The following is a 21,212-nucleotide window of genomic DNA, read 5'->3' on the forward strand; positions in this document are numbered from 1 at the left end:
GTGCCCGACCGTCTCGAGCTCACCGCGGCCCAGGCCGGTGTCTGGTTCGCCCAGCACCTGGACCCGGGGCCGGCGTTCACCACGGCCGCCTGCGTCGACATCGACGGCGAGATCGACCCGGTGGTGTTCGAACGGGCGCTGCGCCGCACCCTCACCGACGCCGAGGCGCTGCGCGCCCGGTTCACCGTCGCTGACGCCGTACCCCAGCAGGAAGTTGTCGATGATCCGCAGTGGGCCCTCGCGGTCCTGGAGCTGGACGACGACGCCCTCGACCGGTGGGTTCGCGACGACCTGGCCACGCCGATCGACCTGGCCGAGGGGCCGGTCTTCGCGCAGGCGCTGATCCGGCGCGGCCCCGGCCGCTGGACCTGGTACCAGCGCTGCCACCACATCGTCATGGACGCCTACACCTCGGCGCTGGTCGCCCGCCGGCTCGCCGACGTCTACACCGCGTTGATCGCCGGGGAGCAGGCGCCGGCGAACCCGTTCGGTACGCTCGCCGAGGTGGTCGCCGAGGACGCCGCCTACCGCGCCTCCGCCAAGCGGGCGAGCGACCGCGAGTTCTGGCGCGAGCACCTGGCCGGCCTGGAAGTGCCCGATCTTTCCGCGGGTCCGGTCCGGCCCAGCCCGACGTTCCTGCGCCGCCGCGTCGAGCTGCCCGCGGACGCCGGTCGCGGCCTGACCGCACTGGGCACCGCCGCCGGGGCCACCCGGGTCGAGGCGGTGCTCGCCGCGACCGCGCTCTACGTGCACCGGCTGACCGGCGCGCCCGAGGTGGTGCTCGGCCTGCCGATGATGGGCCGGCTCGGCTCGGTCACCGCGCGCGTGCCGGTCACCGCCGTCAACGTGCTGCCGCTGCGCCTGGCCGTCGCCCCGGCCGACACCGTCGCCGAGCTGATCACCCGGGTCGCCGCCGAGATCAGGGCGATCCGGCGGCACCAGCGCTACCGGGGCGAGGACATCCGGCGTGACCTGGGGCTGATCGGCGGCGAGCGGCGGCTGGCCGGGCCGTGGGTCAACATCAAGCCGTTCGGGTCCACGCTGGACTTCGGCGGGCACCAGGGCACCCCGCGGTACGTGTCGCCGGGGCCGGTCGACGACCTGTCGATCACCCTCGACGACCGGGGCGGCGACGTCCTGGAACTCGCCGTCGACGCGAACCCGGCCCGCTACACCGAGGCCGAGCTGGACGGGCACGCGAACCGGCTGGCCGGGCTGCTCACCACGATGGCCGTGATCGCGCCCGGGACGAGCACCGGCCGGCTCGGACTCGTGGCGGCACCGGTCGTCGACGACACCGTCCGGGAACTGCCCGCGGCGGGACTCGTCGAGCTGTGGCGCGCGCAGGTACGCCGTACGCCTCAGGCAGTTGCCTTGATCGAACCTGACGGCGCGTCGCTCACCCATGCCGACCTCGAACGCCGCGTCGCGCACCGCGCGGCCGAGCTCGCCGCAGGCGGCGCGGCACCCGGCCGGATCGTCGCCGTCCGCCTCCCGCGCACCGCCGAACTGCTGGTCACCCTGCTCGCGGTGCAGGCGACCGGCGCCACCTACCTGCCGCTCGACCCGGACTTCCCGGCCGATCGCCTGGCCTGGATGATCGAGGACAGCCGGCCGGCGCTGCTGGTCACCGCGGACGGCATCGAGTCGCGGCCGGCACCCTCCGGGCAGAGTGAGGGCGCGGCCTACGTCCTCTACACCTCCGGCTCCACCGGCAAGCCCAAGGGCGTGGTCGTGACCGGGGCGAACCTGGTCAACTTCCTGCTCGCGATGCGCGCGGAGGTGCCGCTCGGCGCGAGCGACCGGCTGCTCGCGGTGACCACGGTCAGCTTCGACATCTCCGGGCTGGAGCTCTACCTGCCGCTGCTGTGCGGCGCGGCGGTCGTGCTCGCCGCCAAGGAGTCCGTACAGGACCCGGAGGTGCTGGCCGCGCTGGTGCGGCGCACCGGGGCGACAGTCGTGCAGGCCACCCCGACGCTGTGGCGGGCCCTGGCCGACGTGCCGGGTGGCGCGGCCGCGCTGAGCGGGCTGCGGGTCCTGGTCGGCGGCGAGGCACTGCCCCCGGAGCTCGCGGCCGAGCTGCGCAAACACGCGGCCGAGGTGACCAACCTGTACGGGCCGACCGAGACCACCATCTGGTCGACCGCGCACCGGTTGAGCTGCGACACGGTCAGCGTCGGGCGTCCGATCTGGAACACCCGGGCGTACGTGCTGGACGCGGCGCTGCGGCCGGTGCCGGACGGCTTCCCGGGCGAGCTGTACCTGGGCGGGGCGGGCGTGGCCCGCGGCTATCTGAACCGGCCCGGGCTGACCGCGTCCCGGTTCGTGGCCGACCCGTGGGCGCCGGGGGAGCGGATGTACCGCACCGGGGACCTGGCCCGGCGCCTCGACGACGGCAGCTTCGACGTGCTCGGGCGGGTGGACCACCAGGTCAAGCTGCGGGGCTTCCGGATCGAGTTGGGCGAGGTCGAGGCGGTCCTGGAAGGGGAACCGGGGGTGACCCGGGCGGTGGCGATCATCCGCGAGGACCGGCCCGGTGACCGGCGTCTGGTGGCCTATCTCGTGGGCAACGCCGACCTGGAGTCGCTGCGTCGCCGGGCGGCCGGGGCGCTGCCCGACTACATGGTGCCGGCCGCGTTCGTGCCGCTGACCTCGCTGCCGACCACGCCGAACGGCAAGCTCGACCGCAACGCGCTGCCGGCGCCGGATTACGCGGCGGCTGCGGTGGAGACCGCCCGGACGCCTGAGGAGGAGATCCTTGCCGGGGTCTTTGCCGAGGTGCTGGGGGTGCCGTCGGTCGGGGTGCGGGACGACTTCTTCGCGCTGGGTGGGCATTCGCTGCTCGCTGCTCGGGTGGCGGCGCGGGTGCGGACGGTTCTGGGCGCCGAGCTGACGTTGCGGGATGTGTTCGAGGCGCCGTCGGTTGCCGCGCTGGCGAGCCGACTTAAGCCGATAAATCGCCCAATGTTGCTCCCTGGCGCGGGTCCGGATGTTATGTCGGCAGCCCAGCGACGCATGTGGTTCCTGACCCAGTTGGACGGGCCGAATCCGACCTACAACCTGCCGCTGGCTCTCGACGTCGAGGGCGACCTGGATCTGGCCGCGCTGCGGGCTGCCCTGAACGACCTGGTCACCCGCCATGATCCATTGCGGACGATCTTCGTGGAGAGAAGCGGCGAGCCGCGTCCTGTTCTGCTTGACCCGCGCGTTGATCTTCAGGTGGCAACCGGCGGCGATCTTGGAGACGCCGTCCGGGAGCCGTTCGACATCACCACCGAGGCGCCGCTGCGCGCCCGCTGGTTCCCGCAGCAACGCGTGCTGCTGCTGGTCGTGCACCACATCGCCGGTGACGAGTGGTCGCTCACCCCGATGCTCGACGACCTGGCCACCGCGTACACCGCCCGCCTGGCCGGCGCCGCGCCCGCCTTCGCCCCGCTGCCGGTCCGCTACGCCGACTACGCCGCCTGGCACTCCTTCACCGACGCCGACCTCGACTTCTGGCGTACGAACCTGGCCGGCGCCCCCGAGGTGCTGCGCCTGCCCACCGACCGGCCGCGCCCGGCGCGGGCCGCGGACGCCGGCGGCACGGTCACCTTCCCGATCGGGGACGATCTGGCCGAGCGGTTGCGGCGGCTGGCCCGCGAGCACGGCGTCACCCTGTTCATGACCCTGCAGGCGGCGGTCGCGGCGCTGCTCGGCCGGCTCGGCGCCGGCGACGACATCCCGCTGGGCACCCCGGTGGCCGGGCGCGGCGACGAGGCCCTCGAACGGCTCGTCGGCTTCTTCGTGAACACGGTCGTGCTGCGGACCGACGTCTCCGGCGACCCCACCTTCGGCGAGTTGCTGCAGCGGGTGCGCGCCGCCGACCTGACCGCGCTGGCCCATCAGGACGTGCCGTTCGAGCGCCTGGTCGAGGAGCTCAACCCGCGCCGCTCGCTCGGGCACCACCCGCTGTTCCAGGTGATGGTCTCCTACCAGGCCGCGCTGCCCGAGGTGGCCGGCTTCCCGGGCGTCCGGGTCACGCCGCGGCTGGTGGCGACCGGCACCGCCAAGTTCGATCTGACCGTGGACGTCGCCGAGCGGCCCGCGGGGCTGACCGGCAGCGTCGAGTACCGCGCCGACCTGTTCGACCGCGGCACCGTGACCGCTTTCGCCCAGCGTCTGGTGCGGCTGCTGCGGGCCGTCGCCGACGACGCGTCGACGGCGATCTCCGCGGTGGACCTGTTGGACGAGACCGAGCGGGCGCCTCTGCGTGGGGTCCGCCGCGAGATCGCGCCGCGCACGCTCGGCGAGCTGTTCGCCGGTCCGTCCGACGTGGTCGCGATCGAGGACGGCGACCGCCTGCTCACCTACGCTGAGCTGGACATTCTCGCCAATCGGCTGGCGCACCGGCTGATCGCGGCCGGAGCCGGCCCGGAGCGGGTGGTGGCCGTCCGGCTGCCCCGTTCCGCGGATCTCGTCATCGCCATGCTCGCGATCGCGAGGACCGGCGCGGCGATCCTGCCGCTCGACCCGAACCATCCGGCGAGCCGGCACGAGCTGCAGATCGCCGACGCCCGGCCGATCCTGGTGCTGACCGATATCAGGGAGATGTCGGACAACGACAGCGACCCGGGCGTGGTGATCCACCCCGACCACCCGGCGTATGTCATCTACACCTCGGGCTCCACCGGCCGCCCCAAGGGTGTCGTCGTGCCGCACCGGGGCCTGGCCGCGCTGGTCGAGGGTGTGCGCGCCGGTTTCGGGGCCGGACCCGGCACCCGGGCGTCGCAGTTCGTGTCGCCGGGCGTGGACGTGGCGTTCAGCGAGCTGGCCGCGACCATCCTCTCCGGCGGGACGCTCGTGATCGTCCCCGAGGACGTGCGCCTGGGCGCCGGGCTGGGCGCGTTCGTCGCCGAGCGCGGGCTGACCCACGTGGACCTGCCGCCCGCGCTGCTCGCGGCGCTGCCCGCCGCGGACTTCCCGGCCGGCGTGACGATCGTGGTGGGCGGCGAGGCGACCTCGGCCGACCAGGTGCGGCTCTGGTCGCGCGGGCGGCGGCTGATCAACGCGTACGGGCCGACCGAGACCACGATCACCGCGACCAGCTGGGTCGCGACCGATGACTTCGACACCGTCCTGATCGGGCGGCCGGAGCTGAACCGGACCGCGTACGTGCTCGACGCCCGGCTGCGCCCGGTGCCGCCGAACGTGCCCGGCGAGCTGTACCTGGGCGGGGACGGCCTGGCCCGCGGCTACCTGAACCGGGCCGGCCTGACCGCGTCCCGGTTCGTCGCCGACCCGTTCGACGCGCCCGGCGCCCGGATGTACCGCACCGGCGACCTGGTCCGGCGCACCGTCACCGGGGAGATCGAGTTCCTCGGCCGCACCGACGACCAGGTGCAGCTGCGCGGCTTCCGCGTCGAGCCCGGCGAGGTCGAGGCGGCCCTCACCGACCATCCCGCGGTCACCCAGGCGTCGGTCATCGTCCGACAAAACCGCCTTCTTGGGTACGTCGTCAGCACCGTCCCCGGCGAAAATCTCCGTTCCTACCTCGGGGCCCGGCTGCCCGCCCCGCTGGTGCCCGCCGCGATCCTGGTGCTCGACAGCCTCCCGCTCACCGCCAGTGGCAAGGTCGACAAGGCGGCCCTGCCGGCCGTCGAGCTCACCACCGGCACCGGCGAGCGGCCGGTGACCGCGGTCGAGCGCACCCTGGCCGGCCTCTTCGCCGGGCTGCTCGGGCTCGACGAGGAGGCGGTCGGCCGGCACGACGGGTTCTTCGCGCTCGGCGGCGACAGCATCCTCGCCATCCAGCTGGTCGCCCGGGCCCGCGCGGCCGGTCTGAACTTCGCGCCCCGCCAGGTCTTCGAGCACCAGAGCGTCGCCGAACTGGCCCGGGTCGCGGTCGCGGTCCGGGCCGAGCCGGCCGAGTCCGGTGTCGGGGTCGCCCCGGAGACGCCGATCATCGCCTGGTTGCGCGGGCTCGCCGCCCCGATCGACCGTTACTCCCAGGCCCTGCTGCTGCGCACCCCCGCCGGTGCCACCGGCGACGAGATCGCCACGGTCGTGCGGGCCGCGCTCGCCCCGCACGACGTGCTGCGCGCCCGGCTGGTCACCACCGGCGACGGCCGCTGGGCGCTCGACGTCCCGCCCGGCGACCTGGCCCTGGACCTGAGGGTCGCCGGCGACGACCTCGAGATCGAACGGGAGGCCGCCGCCGACCGCCTCGACCCGGCCGCCGGGATCATGGTCCAGGCCGTCTGGTTCGACCGGGGTAGGCGCCCCGGCCGCCTGCTGCTCGTCGCCCACCACCTGGTCGTCGACGGCGTCTCCTGGCGGATCCTCGCCGAGGACCTGGCCGCCGCCGCGCGCGGCGAAACCCCGGCCGCCGCCGGCACCTCGTTCCGTGGTTGGGCACTGGGGCTGCGGACCGTCCACCCTGATCGCGACCTCTGGCAGCGGATCACCGAGGGCCCGGCGGGCAACCCGCTGGACCCGGCCCGGGACACCGCCGCAACGCTGCGCCGAATCACCGTCACCGTCGACGCGGGCCTGACCGGACCGCTGCTGTCCACGGTTCCGGACACCTTCCGGGCCGGGGTGCAGGACGTGTTGCTGGCAGGCCTCGCGTTGGCCTTGGCCCGCCGCTCGGGTAGCCACGTCGAGAACCTCGTCGGTTTGGAGGGCCACGGCCGCGAGGAACAGGTCGTGCCCGGCGCCGACCTGGTTCGCACGGTCGGCTGGTTCACCAGCGAATACCCGGTCCGTCTCCCGGCCGCCGCCGGTGGCCCGGCCGCGGTGCTCCGCGGCGTCAAGGAACGCCTGCGCGCGATCCCGGACGGCGGCATCGGCTACGGCCTGCTGGCCGACCAGGACCGGACCGCGCGGCCCGAGGTGCTCTTCAACTACCTGGGGCGGTTCACCGGGCCCGGGACCGACGCCGACTGGGCGATCGCCCCGGAACTGCCCGCCGCGCACGCCGTCGCCGACCCGCGCATGCCGGTCAGTCACCGCCTGGCCGTCAACGTCGCCACCGTCGACAGCGACGCCGGCCCGGTCCTGCGCGCCGAGTTCAGCTACCCGTCCCACGCGCTCGGCGACGCCGAGGCCCGCCGGGTCGCCGACGACTGGCTCGCCGCCCTGGTCGCGCTGCTCGCCGCCGCGAACGAGCCGGGCGCGAACGCGCTCACCCCCACCGACGTCCCGCTCGCCGGCCTCACCGCAGCCGACCTGGCCGAGCTGGCCGCGCGCCAGCCGGACCTGGCCGACGTACTGCCGCTGTCGCCGCTGCAGGAGGGTCTCTACTACCTGTCCGATCTCGATCAGGACACCGACGTCTACACCGTCCAGCAGGTCTTCACCCTCACCGGCACGGTCGACCCGGCCCGGTTGACGCGGGCGGCCGGCGCGCTGCTGGATCGCTACCCGAACCTGCGCGGCGGCTTCACCCGCACCGCCGGGGGCGCCGCCGTCCAGGTGATCCCGGCCGTGGCCGAGGTGCCGTTCACCCAGGTCACCGTGGACGCCGACGGCTTCGACCGGCTGGTCGCGGACGAGCGCGGCCGCCGCTTCGACCTGAGCGAGCCGCCGCTGCTGCGATTCGTCCTGGCCACCCTCGGCGACGGCGACCACCGGCTCGTCCTGACCCAGCACCACCTGCTGATGGACGGCTGGTCCGGGCCGCTCGCGATGCGGGACCTGTTCGCCGCGTACGCCGGAATCGGTCGGGAGAAGCCCCGCCCGTTCACCGACTACCTCGCCTGGCTGGCGGCCCAGGACGACGCGGCCGGCGAGATCGCCTGGCGCACCGCGCTGGCCGGCGTCGACGAGCCGACCCTGGTCGCTCCGGACGCGCCCGCCACCGCCGTCCTGCCCCGGGTCGCCGAGATCGTGCTGACCGAAAACGACACCGCGCGGCTGACCGCTGCGGCCCGTCGCCAGGGACTGACCCTGAACACCGTCGTGCAGGGCGGCTGGGCGCTGCTGCTGTCCGCGCTGACCGGCCGCGACGACGTCGTCTTCGGCGCGACCGTGTCCGGCCGCCCGGCCGCGCTGCCCGGCGTCGAGGACATGGTCGGCCTGTTCATCAACACCGTCCCGGTCCGGATCCGGCTGGATCCCGCGGAGAGCTGGACCGAGTTGCTGCGCCGGGTGCAGGGCGAGCAGGCCGCGCTCCTCGATCACCAGCACCTCGGGCTGGCCACCATCCAGCGGCTCGCCGGGGTCGGCGAGCTGTTCGACACGCTGACCGTTTTTGAGAGCTACCCGGTCGGCGCGGGCCTGCCCGTGGTCGAGGGACTGACGATCGGCGGCGGCATCCCGGTGGACGCCACCCACTACCCGCTCAGCCTGGTCGTCGTCCCGCACGCGAGCTTGCGGCTGCGGCTCGAACACCGTCCCGATCTCTATGACGAGGGCGCTGCGCTGCGGATTCTCGGTCAGTTCCGGTCGTTGCTGGACGCCTTCGTCGCGGACACGCCGCCGCTGTCGGCCCGGCCGGTGGGCTCGCTGCAGGCGGCCGGACCGGCTGTCATCGTGCCTTCCGGCACGATCCTCGACGAGTTCGAGGCCGCTGTTCGCCAGGCGCCCAGCGCGGTTGCTGTCCGATTCAGATCCGATTCGCTGACGTACGGCGATCTGTCCGCGCGTGTCGATCGTCTCGCCCGGGTGCTGGTTGCTCGGGGTGCGGGGCCGGAGAAGGTCGTGGCGGTTCTGTTGCCGCGGTCCGAGGATGCGATCGTGGCGTGGCTGGCGGCGTTGCGATCGGGTGGGATCTATCTGCCGATCGACGTCGACTATCCGGCGGAGCGGATCGAGTATCTGCTGGCTGACGCGTCGCCTGTGGTGGTGGTGACGCCGGAGTTGCTGGCGCTCGCCGTGAGCGCGGAGGCCAGCGCGGATGTTTCCGCGGACGCTGTCGGCGTGCTGCCGCATGTCGTCGGCGCAAATGGGGCGTATCTGATTTATACGTCGGGGTCGACGGGTCGGCCGAAGGGTGTCGTGGTCGAGCACCGCAGTTTGCTCAACTTCTATCGGCACCACCGTGAGCATTTGATCACCGGGGAGCGGACCCGGGCTGCGTTGTCGGCGGCGTTGGTTTTCGACACGTCGTGGGAGGGTGTGCTGTGGCTGCTCGCCGGTCACGAGCTGCATTTGCTCGACGACGACACGCGCCGGGATCCGGCGTTGTTCGTCGACTATGTGCGGCGGCATCGGATCGACTTCCTGGATGTGACGCCGTCGCTGGCCGGTCCGTTGGTGGATGCGGGTCTGTTGGAAGGAAATTTCCGTCCGGCTCTGGTGGCGCTCGGTGGTGAGGCTGCTGATCCGCGGATCTGGCAGGCGTTGCGTGACGCCGACGGCGTGACCGGCGTGAACCTGTACGGACCGACCGAGTGCACGGTCGACACGCTGATGGCGTGGGTCGCGGACAGTGCTTCGCCGCTGGTCGGCCGCCCGATCGGCAACACCTCGGCGTATGTGCTGGATGGCTGGTTGCGGCCGGTTCTGCCGGGCGTCGCCGGTGAGTTGTATCTTTCGGGCGCTCAGCTCAGCCGTGGTTACCTGGACCGGCCGGGACTGACCGCTACCCGCTTCGTTGCCGACCCGTTCGTCGCCGGCGAGCGGATGTACCGCACCGGTGACGTCGCGCGCTGGACCGCCGAGGGCACGCTGGAGTTCGTCGGTCGCGCCGACGACCAGGTGAAGATCCGCGGGTTCCGGGTCGAGCCCGGTGAGGTCGCCGCGGCGTTGCAGGAAAATTCCGCCGTCCGGCAGGCGGTAGTCGTCGCCCACCAGGGGCACCTGGTCGCGTATGTCCTCGGCAAAGCCCCCGGCCTGCGCGAATGGGCCGCCGAACGTCTCCCGGACCATCTCGTCCCCGCCGCCGTCGTCGAGCTGGACGCGTTCCCGCTGACCGTCGCCGGCAAGCTGGACCGGCGCGCCCTTCCCGAGCCGGACTTCGCCGGGATCGCCGGCGCCGCCGCCCCGCGGACCGCGACCGAGGAGATCCTCTGCGGACTCTTCGCCGAGGTTCTGTCGCTACCGGTGATCGGCGCGGCGGATGATTTCTTCGCGCTCGGCGGCCACTCGCTGACCGCCACCGCCCTCGCCGCCCGGGTCCGCGCCGTCTTCGGCAACGCCCTGCCGATCCGGGCCGTCTTCGACCAGCCCACCCCGGCCGCGCTCGCCGCCTACCTGGACCGGGCCGGCGCCGGAGCGGACCTGCCGGAACTGACCGTCGCCGAGCGGCCCGACCCGCTGCCGCTCGCGCCCGCCCAGCACCGCCTCTGGCTGCACCACCAGCTCAACGGCCCCGCCCCGACCTACAACGTGGCGTTCGCGCTGCGCCTGGACGGGCCGCTCGACGCGGGCGCGCTGCGACTGGCCCTGGACGACGTGCTGGCCCGGCACGAGAGCCTGCGCACGGTGTTCCCGACCGTCGACGGCCAGCCGGTACAGCGGATCCTCGACCGTCCTCAGGTGACCTGGCACTCCGCCGAGTTCAGCGACGCGGCGCTCGCCGAGGCCAGCCGATACGGCTTCGACTTGGCCGATGAACTGCTGATTCGTCCCTACCTGTTCACCGACGTCACACCGGCAGCGGCCGGCCACGGGCTGGAGCGGCACGCGCTGCCCGACCCGTTCACCGACGGCGCACCGGCGATGGCGGGGCGCGGGCCGGAGCGGCACGTGCTGCTGCTCCTGCTGCACCACATCGTCACCGACGAGTGGTCCGAGGGGCGGCTGATCGCCGACCTGGGCGCCGCCTACGCCGCCCGCACCGACGGGCACGCCCCGGACTGGGCGCCGCTGCCGGTGCAGTACGCCGACTACGCACTCTGGCAGCGTGACCTGCTCGACCGGGTGCAGGACGGGCAGCTCGCGTTCTGGCGGGACACGCTCGCCGGCGTCCCGACCGAGCTGGCCCTGCCGGTCGACCGGCCGCGCCCGGCGGTGCCCAGCCACGCGGGTGGCATCGTGCCGTTCGCGATCGGCGAGCGGACCCATGGGCAGGTCCGGGAACTGGCCCGCCGGACCGGGAGCACGGTCTTCATGGTGGTCCAGGCCGCCCTGTCGGCACTGCTCGGACGGCTCGGGGCGGGCGACGACATCCCGCTCGGCAGCCCGGTCGCCGGCCGCGGTGACCAGCGGCTCGACGCGCTCGCCGGGTTCTTCGTGAACACCCTGGTGCTGCGCGCCGACCTGAGCGGCGACCCGTCCTTCGCGGACCTGGTGACCCGGCTGCGGACCGTCGACCTGGCCGCGTTCGGGAACGCCGACGTGCCGTTCGAGAAGGTCGTCGAGGCGGTCAACCCGGAGCGGTCGCTCGCCCGGAACCCGCTCTTCCAGGTGATGGTCGCGTTCCAGCACGTGCCGGCCGAGACGCCCGGGCTGCCGGGCCTGGTCACCACGCCGGTGCCGATCGACACCGGGGTGGCGCAGTTCGACCTCGGTGTGGTGGTGACCGAGGAGGAGGACGTGGCCGGGCTGCGCGGCGTGATCGAGTACTCCGCCGACCTGTTCGACCGCGTAACGGCGGAATCTTTCGCCGACCGATTCGTCCGGCTGCTGGAGTCGGCGGCCGGTCACCCGCAGCAGCGGCTCTCCGAATTGGAGGTGCTTTCCGCCGTCGAGCGGGAAGCGTTGGAAAGTGACTGGCAGGGAAGGCGGGCACCGACGGTGCCGCGCACCATGGCGGAACTTTTCGCCGCCGCGGTCGAAGCGGATCCGGCGGCGCCGGCACTGCAGGAAGGAAATTTCCTTCTCAGCTACGCCGAGCTGGATCGGCGGACGAACCAGCTGGCCCGGCGGCTGATCCGAGCCGGCGCCGGCCCGGACCGGATAGTGATGGTGCTGCTGCCACGCTCGGCGAATCTTTTCGTCACCGAGCTGGCCGTGGCCAAGGCCGGCGCCGCCTACCTACCGGTCGACCCGTCCTACCCGGCCGAGCGCATCGCCGGCCTGATCGCCGACGCGAACCCGGTCCTGATCGTCACCGCCGACGCCACCGATCGGCCGCTCGACCTCGGGGTTGCGCCAACTCTCGGGGCTGGGCCTGGGCTTGGGGCTGGGGCTGGGCTTGGGGCTGGGGCTGGGCTTGGGGCTGCGCCCGATCTCGGGACCACGACCGGCGGCCTCCCGGCGCGGTTCGGCGGATTGCCGGTGCTCAGCCCGGGCGACGGCGCAGGCGAGGAGGACTCGGCGATCACCGATGCCGACCGGATCGCGCCGCTCAGGGCCGAGCATGCGGCCTACGTCATCTACACGTCCGGCTCTACCGGGCGGCCCAAGGGTGTCGTCGTCCCGCACACCGGCCTGGCCGACCTCTCCGACACGTTCGCCGAGCTCTGGCGGGTCACCCCCGGGCACCGGATCGGCCAGTTCGCCTCGCCGAGCTTCGACGTCACCGTCGCCGAGCTGGCGGTCACCCTGCTGCGCGGCGCCACCCTGGTGATCACCCCGGAGGAGTCCCGGCTCGGCGAGGACTTCGCCGCGTTCGTCCGCGAGCAGCGGATCACCCACTTCGCGCTGCCACCGGCCGCCCTCAGCGCGGTCCCGCCCGACGGCATCCCGGCCGGGGTGACCGTGATCTCCGGCGCCGACCGGCTCTCGCCCGAACTGCTGGCCCGCTGGACCGCCACCCACCGGCTGCTCAACGCGTACGGCCCGACCGAGGCGACGGTAAATTCCACCTACTGGGAGTGCGAGCCCGCAGGACCGGTGCTGATCGGCCGCCCGGACCGCAACAGGCGCGCCTACGTGCTGGACGCCGCGCTGCGCCCGGTCCCGCCCGGCGTCCCCGGCGAGCTGTACCTGGCCGGCGCCGGCCTGGCACGCGGCTACCTGGGCCGGGCCGCGCTGACCGCCGAACGGTTCGTCGCCGACCCGCACGCCGCCGGCGAGCGGATGTACCGCACCGGCGACCTGGTCCGCCGCACCCGCGACGGGCAGCTGGAGTTCCTCGGCCGCGCCGACGACCAGGTCAAGATCCGCGGCTTCCGGATCGAGCCGGGCGAGGTCGCCGCCGCGCTCGCCGAGCACCCGGACGTCCGGCACGCCTACGTCCTGGCCCGCGACGGGCACCTGATCGGCTACGCCGAGGGAACGACCGACCCGGCCGACGTACGGGCGTGGCTCGCGCACCGCCTCCCGGACCACCTGGTCCCGGCCGCCGTGGTGATGCTCGACGCGCTCCCGCTGAACGCCGCCGGCAAGGTCGACCGCACCGCCCTGCCCGAGCCGACCGTCGACCGGCACGTCGAGCGGCCCACGACCGTACTGCAGGAATTTTTCTCCGGTCTTTTCTCGGAGGTTCTCGATCTGGATCGGGTCGGTATCGACGAGGGATTCTTCGCCCTCGGCGGCGACAGCATCGTGGCGCTGCAGCTGGTGTCGCGGGCCCGCGCGGCCGGCCTGGAGCTCAGCGCCCGCCAGGTGTTCGAGCACCAGACCGTCGCCGCCCTGGCCGCGGTCGTCACCTCGGCCGGCGGCACCACCGCCGAGCCGCCCGGCGCCGGGCTGGGCGCGGTGCCGATCACCCCGATCCAGGCGTGGCTGCGCGACCAGCACGCCCCGATCGACACGTTCGCCCAGTCGGTGGTGCTGACCGTGCCGGCCGCCCTGGACCGGGACCGGCTGGTCCGGCTGGTGCAGGCGATTCTGGACCGGCACGACGCGCTGCGGGCCCGGTGGACGCCGGACGGACTGGTCGTTCCGGACCGGGGATCCGCCGACGCCGCCGAGATGGTCCGGGTCGGTGCCGGGCCGCTCGCCGCGGAACATCTGGCGGCCGTACGGCGGCTCGCCCCGGCCGAGGGCCGCATGCTGCAGGCCGTGCTGTTCCCAGGGCGCCTGCTGCTGGTCGGGCACCACCTGGCGGTCGACGGCGTCTCCTGGCGGATCATCGCCGGGGACCTGGCCACCGCCTGGCGGGGTGGCGAGCTGCCGCCGGTCGGCACGTCGCTGCGCAGCTGGGCCCGCGGCCTGACCCGCGCCGCCCGGGACCGCGCCGGCGAGCTGCCCCGCTGGGAGAACGCGCTGGCCGGCGCCGAGCCGATCTTCGGTGCGGCCCGGGCGACCGTCGCCGACCAGCGGGAACACACCCTGCGGCTGACCGCCGAGCAGACCCGGCCGCTGCTGACCACGGTGCCCGAGGCGTTCCACGCCGGGGTGCAGGACGTGCTGCTCACCGGCCTGGCACTGGCCGTCCGCGCCTGGCGCCCGGCCACCGCCGCGCACGGTCTGCTGCTGCGGCTGGAGGGGCACGGCCGGGAGGAGCACCTGGTCCCGGGCAGCGACCTGACCCGGACCGTGGGCTGGTTCACCACCGAGCACCCGGTCCGGATCGACCCCGGCGGGGACGATCCGGCGACCGCGCTGAAGCAGGTCAAGGAGCAGTTGCGGGCGATCCCGGACGCCGGGGCCGGCTACGGGCTGCTGCGCTACCTGAATGCGGAGACCGCGCCGAAACTTTCCGCCGCGCCGCAGCCGGAGGTTCTTTTCAACTACCTGGGCCGGATGGCCGCCTCGGGCGCCGACGACGGCGAATGGGTCGCCGCGGCCGAGAACGACACGCTCGGCGACGGGCTCGACCCGGCCTTCCCGGTGGCGCACGCGCTGGAGATCAACGCGGCCACCGCCGACCTGCCGACCGGCCCCGAACTGGACATCCGCTTCTCCTACGTGGACGGCGCGCTGACCGCGGCCGACCTGGAAGAACTGGGCCGCCACTGGTCGGCGGCCCTGGACCGACTGCGCGACGCCGCCACCGGTGGCGGCGGGCACACCCCCTCCGACCTGCTGGTGCAGCTCAGCCAGGACGAGATCGACGAGTTCGAAGACGAATGGAGACTCTAGTGACGACGCCCAGCGGGTTGCAGGACATCCTGCCCCTGTCGCCGCTCCAGGAGGGTCTCTACTTCCTGTCCGCGTACGCCTCCGGGGACGCCCCCGACGTGTACGTGGTCCAGCAGGTGCTCACCCTGGACGGGGACCTCGACGCGGGCCGGTTGCGGGCCGCGGCGCAGGGGTTGCTCGACCGGCACGCGAATCTGCGGGCCGCGTTCCGGCCGCGCAAGGCCGGCCAGCCGGTGCAGTTGATCCCGGCCGCGGTCCCGGTGGACTGGACCGAGACCGACCTGACCTCTGCCTTCGCCGGGGCCGGCCCAGCCGGTTTTGTCGGGGCGGGCCCCGATGGTGACCTTGAGGGCGCGGCCGATCGGATCGCTGACACGGCTCGTGCGAAGCCGTTCGACCTGGCCCGGCCGCCGCTGCTGCGGTGGAACCTGATCCGGCTCGGCGCAAGCCGCCACCGGCTCGTGCTGACCAGCCACCACATCCTGCTGGACGGCTGGTCGGCGCCGCTGCTCGTGCGCGACCTGCTGCTGCTCTACGCCGGCCGCCCGGTGCCGGCGGTCCGCCCGTACAAGGACTACCTGGCCTGGGTGGCGAAGCAGGACCGGTCCGCCGGCGAGAACGCCTGGAAGCAGGCGCTCGCCGGAGTCGAGGAGCCGACCCTGCTCGGCGACGGCGCGACCGCGGCGGCCACGCCCGAGGCGATCGAGCACGTCATCGACGCGGTCCGGCTCGCCGAGACCGCCCGCGCGCACGGCCTCACCCTGAACACCGTGGTCCAGGGCGCGTGGGCGCTGGTCCTGGCCGAGTTGACCGGCCGCGACGACATCGTTTTCGGCAGCACCGTCTCCGGCCGCCCGGCGACCCTGCCCGGCGCCGAGGACATGGTCGGCCTGTTCATCAACACCGTCCCTGTCCGAGTTCGACCACTGCCCGGCGACACCTGGACCGGGTACCTGAGCCGCCTCCAGGCCGAGCAGGCGACGCTGCTCGACCACCAGCACGTCGGCCTCTCGACGATCCAGCGGCTCGGCGGGATCGGGCCGCTCTTCGACACGCTGCTCGTCTTCGAGAGCTACCCGCTCGACGCCGACGGACTGCGCGCGCTGGAGGACGCGGCCGGGCTGCGGCTCGCCGAGGTCACCGGCAAGGACGCCACGCACTACCCGCTGACCTTGACCGTCATCCCGGGGGAGCGGCTCACGCTCGGTGCCGAGTACCGCGCCGACGTGATCTCCCGCGAGTCCGCGAGCCGGCTGCTCGGCCGTCTCGAAGCGCTGCTCGTTCGTTTCGCGGACGAGCCCGGCGCGCGCCTGGCCGCACTGCCGTCCGGCGGATCCCGGCGGGCTCCCGGGCCGGTCGTCGACGTGCCTTCCGGCACGATCCTCGATGAGTTCGAGGCCGCTGTTCGCCAGACGCCCAGCGCGGTTGCTGTCCGATTCAGATCCCATTCGCTGACGTACGGCGATCTGTCCGCCCGGGTCGATCGGCTCGCCCGTGTTCTGGTTGCTCGGGGTGCGGGGCCGGAGAAGGTCGTGGCGGTTCTGTTGCCGCGGTCTGAGGATGCGATCGTGGCGTGGCTGGCCGCGTTGCGATCGGGTGGAATCTATCTGCCGATCGACGTCGACTATCCGGCGGAGCGGATCGAGTATCTGCTGGCTGACGCGTCGCCCGCGGTGGTGGTCACGCCGGAGTTGCTGGCGCTCGCCGCGAGCGCGGAGGCCAGCGCGGATGTTTCCGCGGACGCTGTCGTCGTGCTGCCGTCGGTCGTCGCGACAAATGGGGCGTATCTGATTTATACGTCGGGCTCGACGGGTCGGCCGAAGGGTGTCGTGGTCGAGCACCGCAGTTTGCTCAACTTCTATCGGCACCACCGTGAGCATTTGATCACCGGGGAGCGGACCCGGGCTGCGTTGTCGGCGGCGTTGGTTTTCGACACGTCGTGGGAGGGCGTGCTGTGGCTGCTCGCCGGCCACGAACTGCACCTGCTCGACGACGACACCCGCCGGGATCCGGCGTTGTTCGTCGACTATGTGCGGCGGCATCGGATCGACTTCCTGGATGTGACGCCGTCGCTGGCCGGTCCGTTGGTGGATGCGGGTCTGTTGGAAGGAAATTTCCGTCCGGCTCTGGTGGCGCTCGGTGGTGAGGCTGCTGATCCGCGGATCTGGCAGGCGTTGCGTGACGCCGACGGCGTGACCGGCGTGAACCTGTACGGACCGACCGAGTGCACGGTCGACACCCTGATGGCGTGGGTCGCCGACAGCGCTGAACCGCTGGTCGGCCATCCGATCGGCAACACCCGGGCATACGTCCTGGACGGCTGGCTGCGGCCGGTCGCCGACGGCGTAGCGGGGGAGCTGTACCTGTCCGGTGCCCAGCTCGGCCGTGGTTACCTGGACCGGCCGGGGCTGACCGCTGCCCGCTTCGTCGCCGACCCGTTCGTCGCCGGCGAGCGGATGTACCGCACCGGCGACCTGGTCCGCTGGACCGCCGACGCCGGCCTGGAGTTCGTCGGGCGCGCCGACGACCAGGTCAAGATCCGCGGCTTCCGGGTCGAACCCGGCGAGGTCGCGGCCGCCCTCACCGAGCACCCCGACGTGCGGCACGCCGCGGTGGTGGCCCGAGACGGGCGGCTCGTGGCGTACATCGTCGGCGAAGCCCCCGGCCTGCGCGAGTGGGCCGCCGAACGTCTCCCGGATCATCTCGTCCCCGCCGCCGTGGTCGCCCTGGACCGCCTGCCGGTAACCGTCGCCGGCAAGCTCGACCGGCGCGCCCTGCCGGCGCCCGACTTCGGCGCGCTGACCGGCGACGCCGCACCCCGCACGCCCGCCGAGCAGACCCTCGCGGCCCTGTTCGGCACGCTGCTGGGCCTGCCGTCGGTCGGCGTGGACGACAGCTTCTTCAGCCTCGGCGGCGACAGCATCGTGTCGCTGCAACTGGTCGCCCGCGCTCGGGCCGCCGGCCTGCGGATCACGCCGCGCCAGATCTTCGAGCTGCGGACGGTGGCCGCCCTGGCCGCGGTCGCCGTGCCCGCCGACGCACGACGCCCGGCGGCCGAAGCCGGCGCGGCGATCGGCGACGTGCCGTTCACCCCGGCGCTGACCTGGTTGCGCGACGCCGGCCCGGCCGGAAATTACCACCAGAGCATGGTGCTGCGCGCCCCCGCGGATCTCACCGTGGAGCGGCTGCACGCGGTGGTCCAGGCCCTGCTCGACCGCCACGACCTGCTGCGCGCCCGCTGGACCGGCACCACCCTGACGGTTCCGCCGCCCGGTTCGCTGAACGCGAAGGATGTTGTCACCACCGGCACCACCCTGACGGTTCCGCCGCCCGGTTCGCTGAACGCGAAGGATGTTGTCACCACCGGCGCGGCCCGGCTTCGGCCGGCCGATGGCGTACCGGTTCAGGTGGTGTGGCGCGGCGACGAGATCGAGTTCGTGATCCATCACAGCGTCGTGGACGGCGTCTCCTGGCGGATCCTGCTGCCGGACCTGGCCGCGGCCTGGACCGACGTGGTCGCCGGCCGGGCTCCGCAGCTACCGCCCGGGGGCACGTCGTTCCGGGAGTGGGCGCTCGCCCTGCAGGCGGCCGCGGGGGACACCGCGCAGGCCGGCTACTGGACCTCGGTGCTGTCCGGCGACGCCGAGCCGCCGCTGGGCGCCCGGTCCGTCGACCCGGCTCGCGACACCGTGTCCACCGCGCGGACGGTCACCGTCACGCTCGACCCGGCCCGCACCGCGCCGCTGGTCGGGGACGTCCCGGCCGCGTTCCACGCCTCGGTGCCGGAGGTACTGCTCACCGGGCTCGCCCTCGCGCTCGGCGGGGACTCGCTGCTGGTCGAACTGGAAGGCCACGGCCGCGAGGACAGCCTGCTCCCGGGCGCGGATCTTTCTCGGACGGTCGGCTGGTTCACCAGCGAATATCCGGTTCGGCTGACCCCGGGCACCGGGGGACCGGCCGCCGCGCTCAAGCGGATCAAGGAGCAGTTGCGGGCGGTCCCGGAGAACGGCGCTCGGTTCGGATTGCTGCGCCACCTCAACGCTGCGACGCGCGACGGGCTCGCCGCCCGCCCGGAGCCGCAGATCGTCGTCAACTACCTGGGCCGATTCGACACGCCGGGCGCGCGGGCGCTGGGCGGATTCGACACGCCGGGCGCGCGGGCGGCGGACGCCGCGGGTGCCTGGACGGCGATCGACGGGCTGGGCGGTGGCGCGGACCCGGACATGCCGCTGAGTCGCGCGCTGGAGATCAACGCGTCCGTGGTGGACGGCAGCCTGACCGTCTCGCTGACCTACCCGGACGGCGTGCTCACCGAGGCCGAGGTCCGGAAAATCGCGGACGACTGGTTCGCCGCACTCGACGGCCTGATCGCCGCGCCGGGCGGGCACACCCCGTCCGACCTGCTGCTTCCCGGAATCAGCCAGGACGAGATCACCGCGCTGGAGGCCCTCCCGGCCGGCCTCGACGACGTGTGGCCGCTGACCCCGCTGCAGGAGGGCCTGGTCTTCCTCGCCGCGGTCGCCGAGGACGTCGACCCCTACGTGGTCCAGCAGGTACTCGACCTGGCCGGCCCGCTCGACCCGGCCCGGCTGCGCGCGGCCGGCCAGGCGCTGCTCGACCGGCACGCCGCCCTGCGGGTCAGCTTCCCGTCCGGCCCCGGCGGCGTGATCCGCCAGGTCGTCGCCGCCCACACCGACCTGCCCTGGTCCGAAGTCGACCTGTCGTCATCCCCGGCCGCGTCCTCGCCGCCGGCCGCGTCCTCCTCGCCCTCAGCCGCGTCCTCCTCGCCCTCGGCCGCGTTCGACGAGTCCACTGCCGCCTCTTCGGCCGCGTTCGACGAGTTGGCTGCCGCGGACCGGCACATGCCGTTCGATCTGTCCGGGGCTCCGCTGCTGCGGCTGACGCTGGTCGAGGTCGGCCCAGAGCGGCACCGGCTGATCCTCACCAACCACCACGTGCTGCTGGACGGCTGGTCCACGCCGCTCGCCGTACGCGAGCTGTTCGACCTCTACAACGGTCACGAGCTGCCCGCGCCGCGCCCGTACCAGGACTACCTGCGCTGGCTGATGCGCGCCGACCGACCCGCCGCCGAGCGAGCCTGGCGCGACCACCTGGCCGGAATCGATCAGCCCACCCTGGTCGCTCCGGGCGTCGGCCCGGTCCTCGACGCCCGGCCCGGCAAGCTCGAACGGGAGCTGCCCCGCGAGGTCACCGAGCGCCTCACCGCGCTGGCCCGCACCCACCAGGTCACCCTCAACACGGTCGTCCAGGCCGGCTGGGCGGTGCTCCTGGCGCACCTGACCGGCCGTACCGACGTGGTCTTCGGCACCACCGTGAGCGGCCGCCCGCCGCAGGTTCCCGGCGTCGAGGACATGATCGGCTTCTTCATCAACACGCTGCCGGTGCGGGTGCCGCTCGACCCGGCGCAGACCTGGTCCGGCCTACTCGAACGGCTCCGCGCCGACCAGGCTGAGCTGCTCGAACACCAGCATCTGCCGCTCCGCGACATCCAGCGGCTCGGCGGCATCGGCGAGCTCTTCGACACGCTCACGATCTTCGAGAGCTACCCGCTCGACACCGGCGCGCTGCACTCCTCGACCGGCGCCGCCGGCCTGCGGATGACCGACGTGACCGGTGACGACGCGCCGCACTACCCGCTGACCCTGGCGGTCGCGCCGGACGAGCGTTTGCGACTCGGCCTCGCGTACCGAAAGGATGTTTTTTCCGCGGAGACCGCCGAGGAGATCCTCGATCGCTTCGGCGCCCTGCTGGCCGAGCTGGCCGCCACCCCGGATCGCCCGGTCGGCCGAGCCCTCCCGGCCCCCGCGCTGATGTCCGAAACCGCACACCCCATCCCGGCCGCCACCCTGCCCAGGCTCTTCGCCGAGGCCATCAAGATCAACCCCAACAAAACCGCGCTTGTGTACGAGGGAAGCAGCCTCACCTACGCGGAACTGGACGACCGAGCGGGCCGCCTCGCCGCGAAGCTGGTCACGGACGGCGTCCGCCCGGGTGACGTGGTGGCCGTCGGCATCCCGCGCTCGCTGGACCTGGTCGTCGCGCTCTACGCGGTCCAGCGCGCCGGAGCGGCCTACCTGCCGATCGACCCGTCGCACCCGAAGGACCGCAACGACTACCTGCTGACGGATTCCGGCGCCACGATCCTGCTGACCTCAGCCGATCCCGGCAACCACGAGCCCATCCCGGCCGTGGACGTGCCGGCCGATGCCGCCGCCTACGTCATCTACACCTCCGGCTCCACCGGTAGGCCCAAGGGCGCGATCGTCTCTCACCGCTCGATCGTCAACCGCTTGCTGTGGATGCAGCACGAGTACCGTCTCCAGCCCGGTGAACGCGTCCTGCAGAAAACCCCG

2 protein-coding genes (1 of these 2 only partly in view) are annotated in these 21,212 nt (G+C 73.3%); both read left to right on the forward strand.

Going from position 1 to position 21,212, the window contains the following annotated elements:
- Positions 1 to 14,838 carry a non-ribosomal peptide synthetase gene (locus L3i22_RS17620; protein WP_221328052.1) on the forward strand — a complete coding sequence of 4,946 codons (14,838 nt, stop codon included), beginning with the start codon at positions 1 to 3 and terminating at the stop codon, positions 14,836 to 14,838.
- A protein-coding gene (locus L3i22_RS17625; protein WP_221328053.1) for a non-ribosomal peptide synthetase crosses the window boundary here: on the forward strand, positions 14,838 to 21,212 show its 5' portion. The gene runs 6,093 nt beyond the window's last position; 6,375 of the gene's 12,468 nt are visible here — the first part of the coding sequence; the start codon lies at positions 14,838 to 14,840; its stop codon lies beyond the right edge, outside the window. Before L3i22_RS17620 ends, L3i22_RS17625 begins: the two co-directional genes overlap by 1 nt.

Origin of the sequence: Actinoplanes sp. L3-i22, assembly GCF_019704555.1 — a bacterium.
Classification (GTDB): domain Bacteria; phylum Actinomycetota; class Actinomycetes; order Mycobacteriales; family Micromonosporaceae; genus Actinoplanes.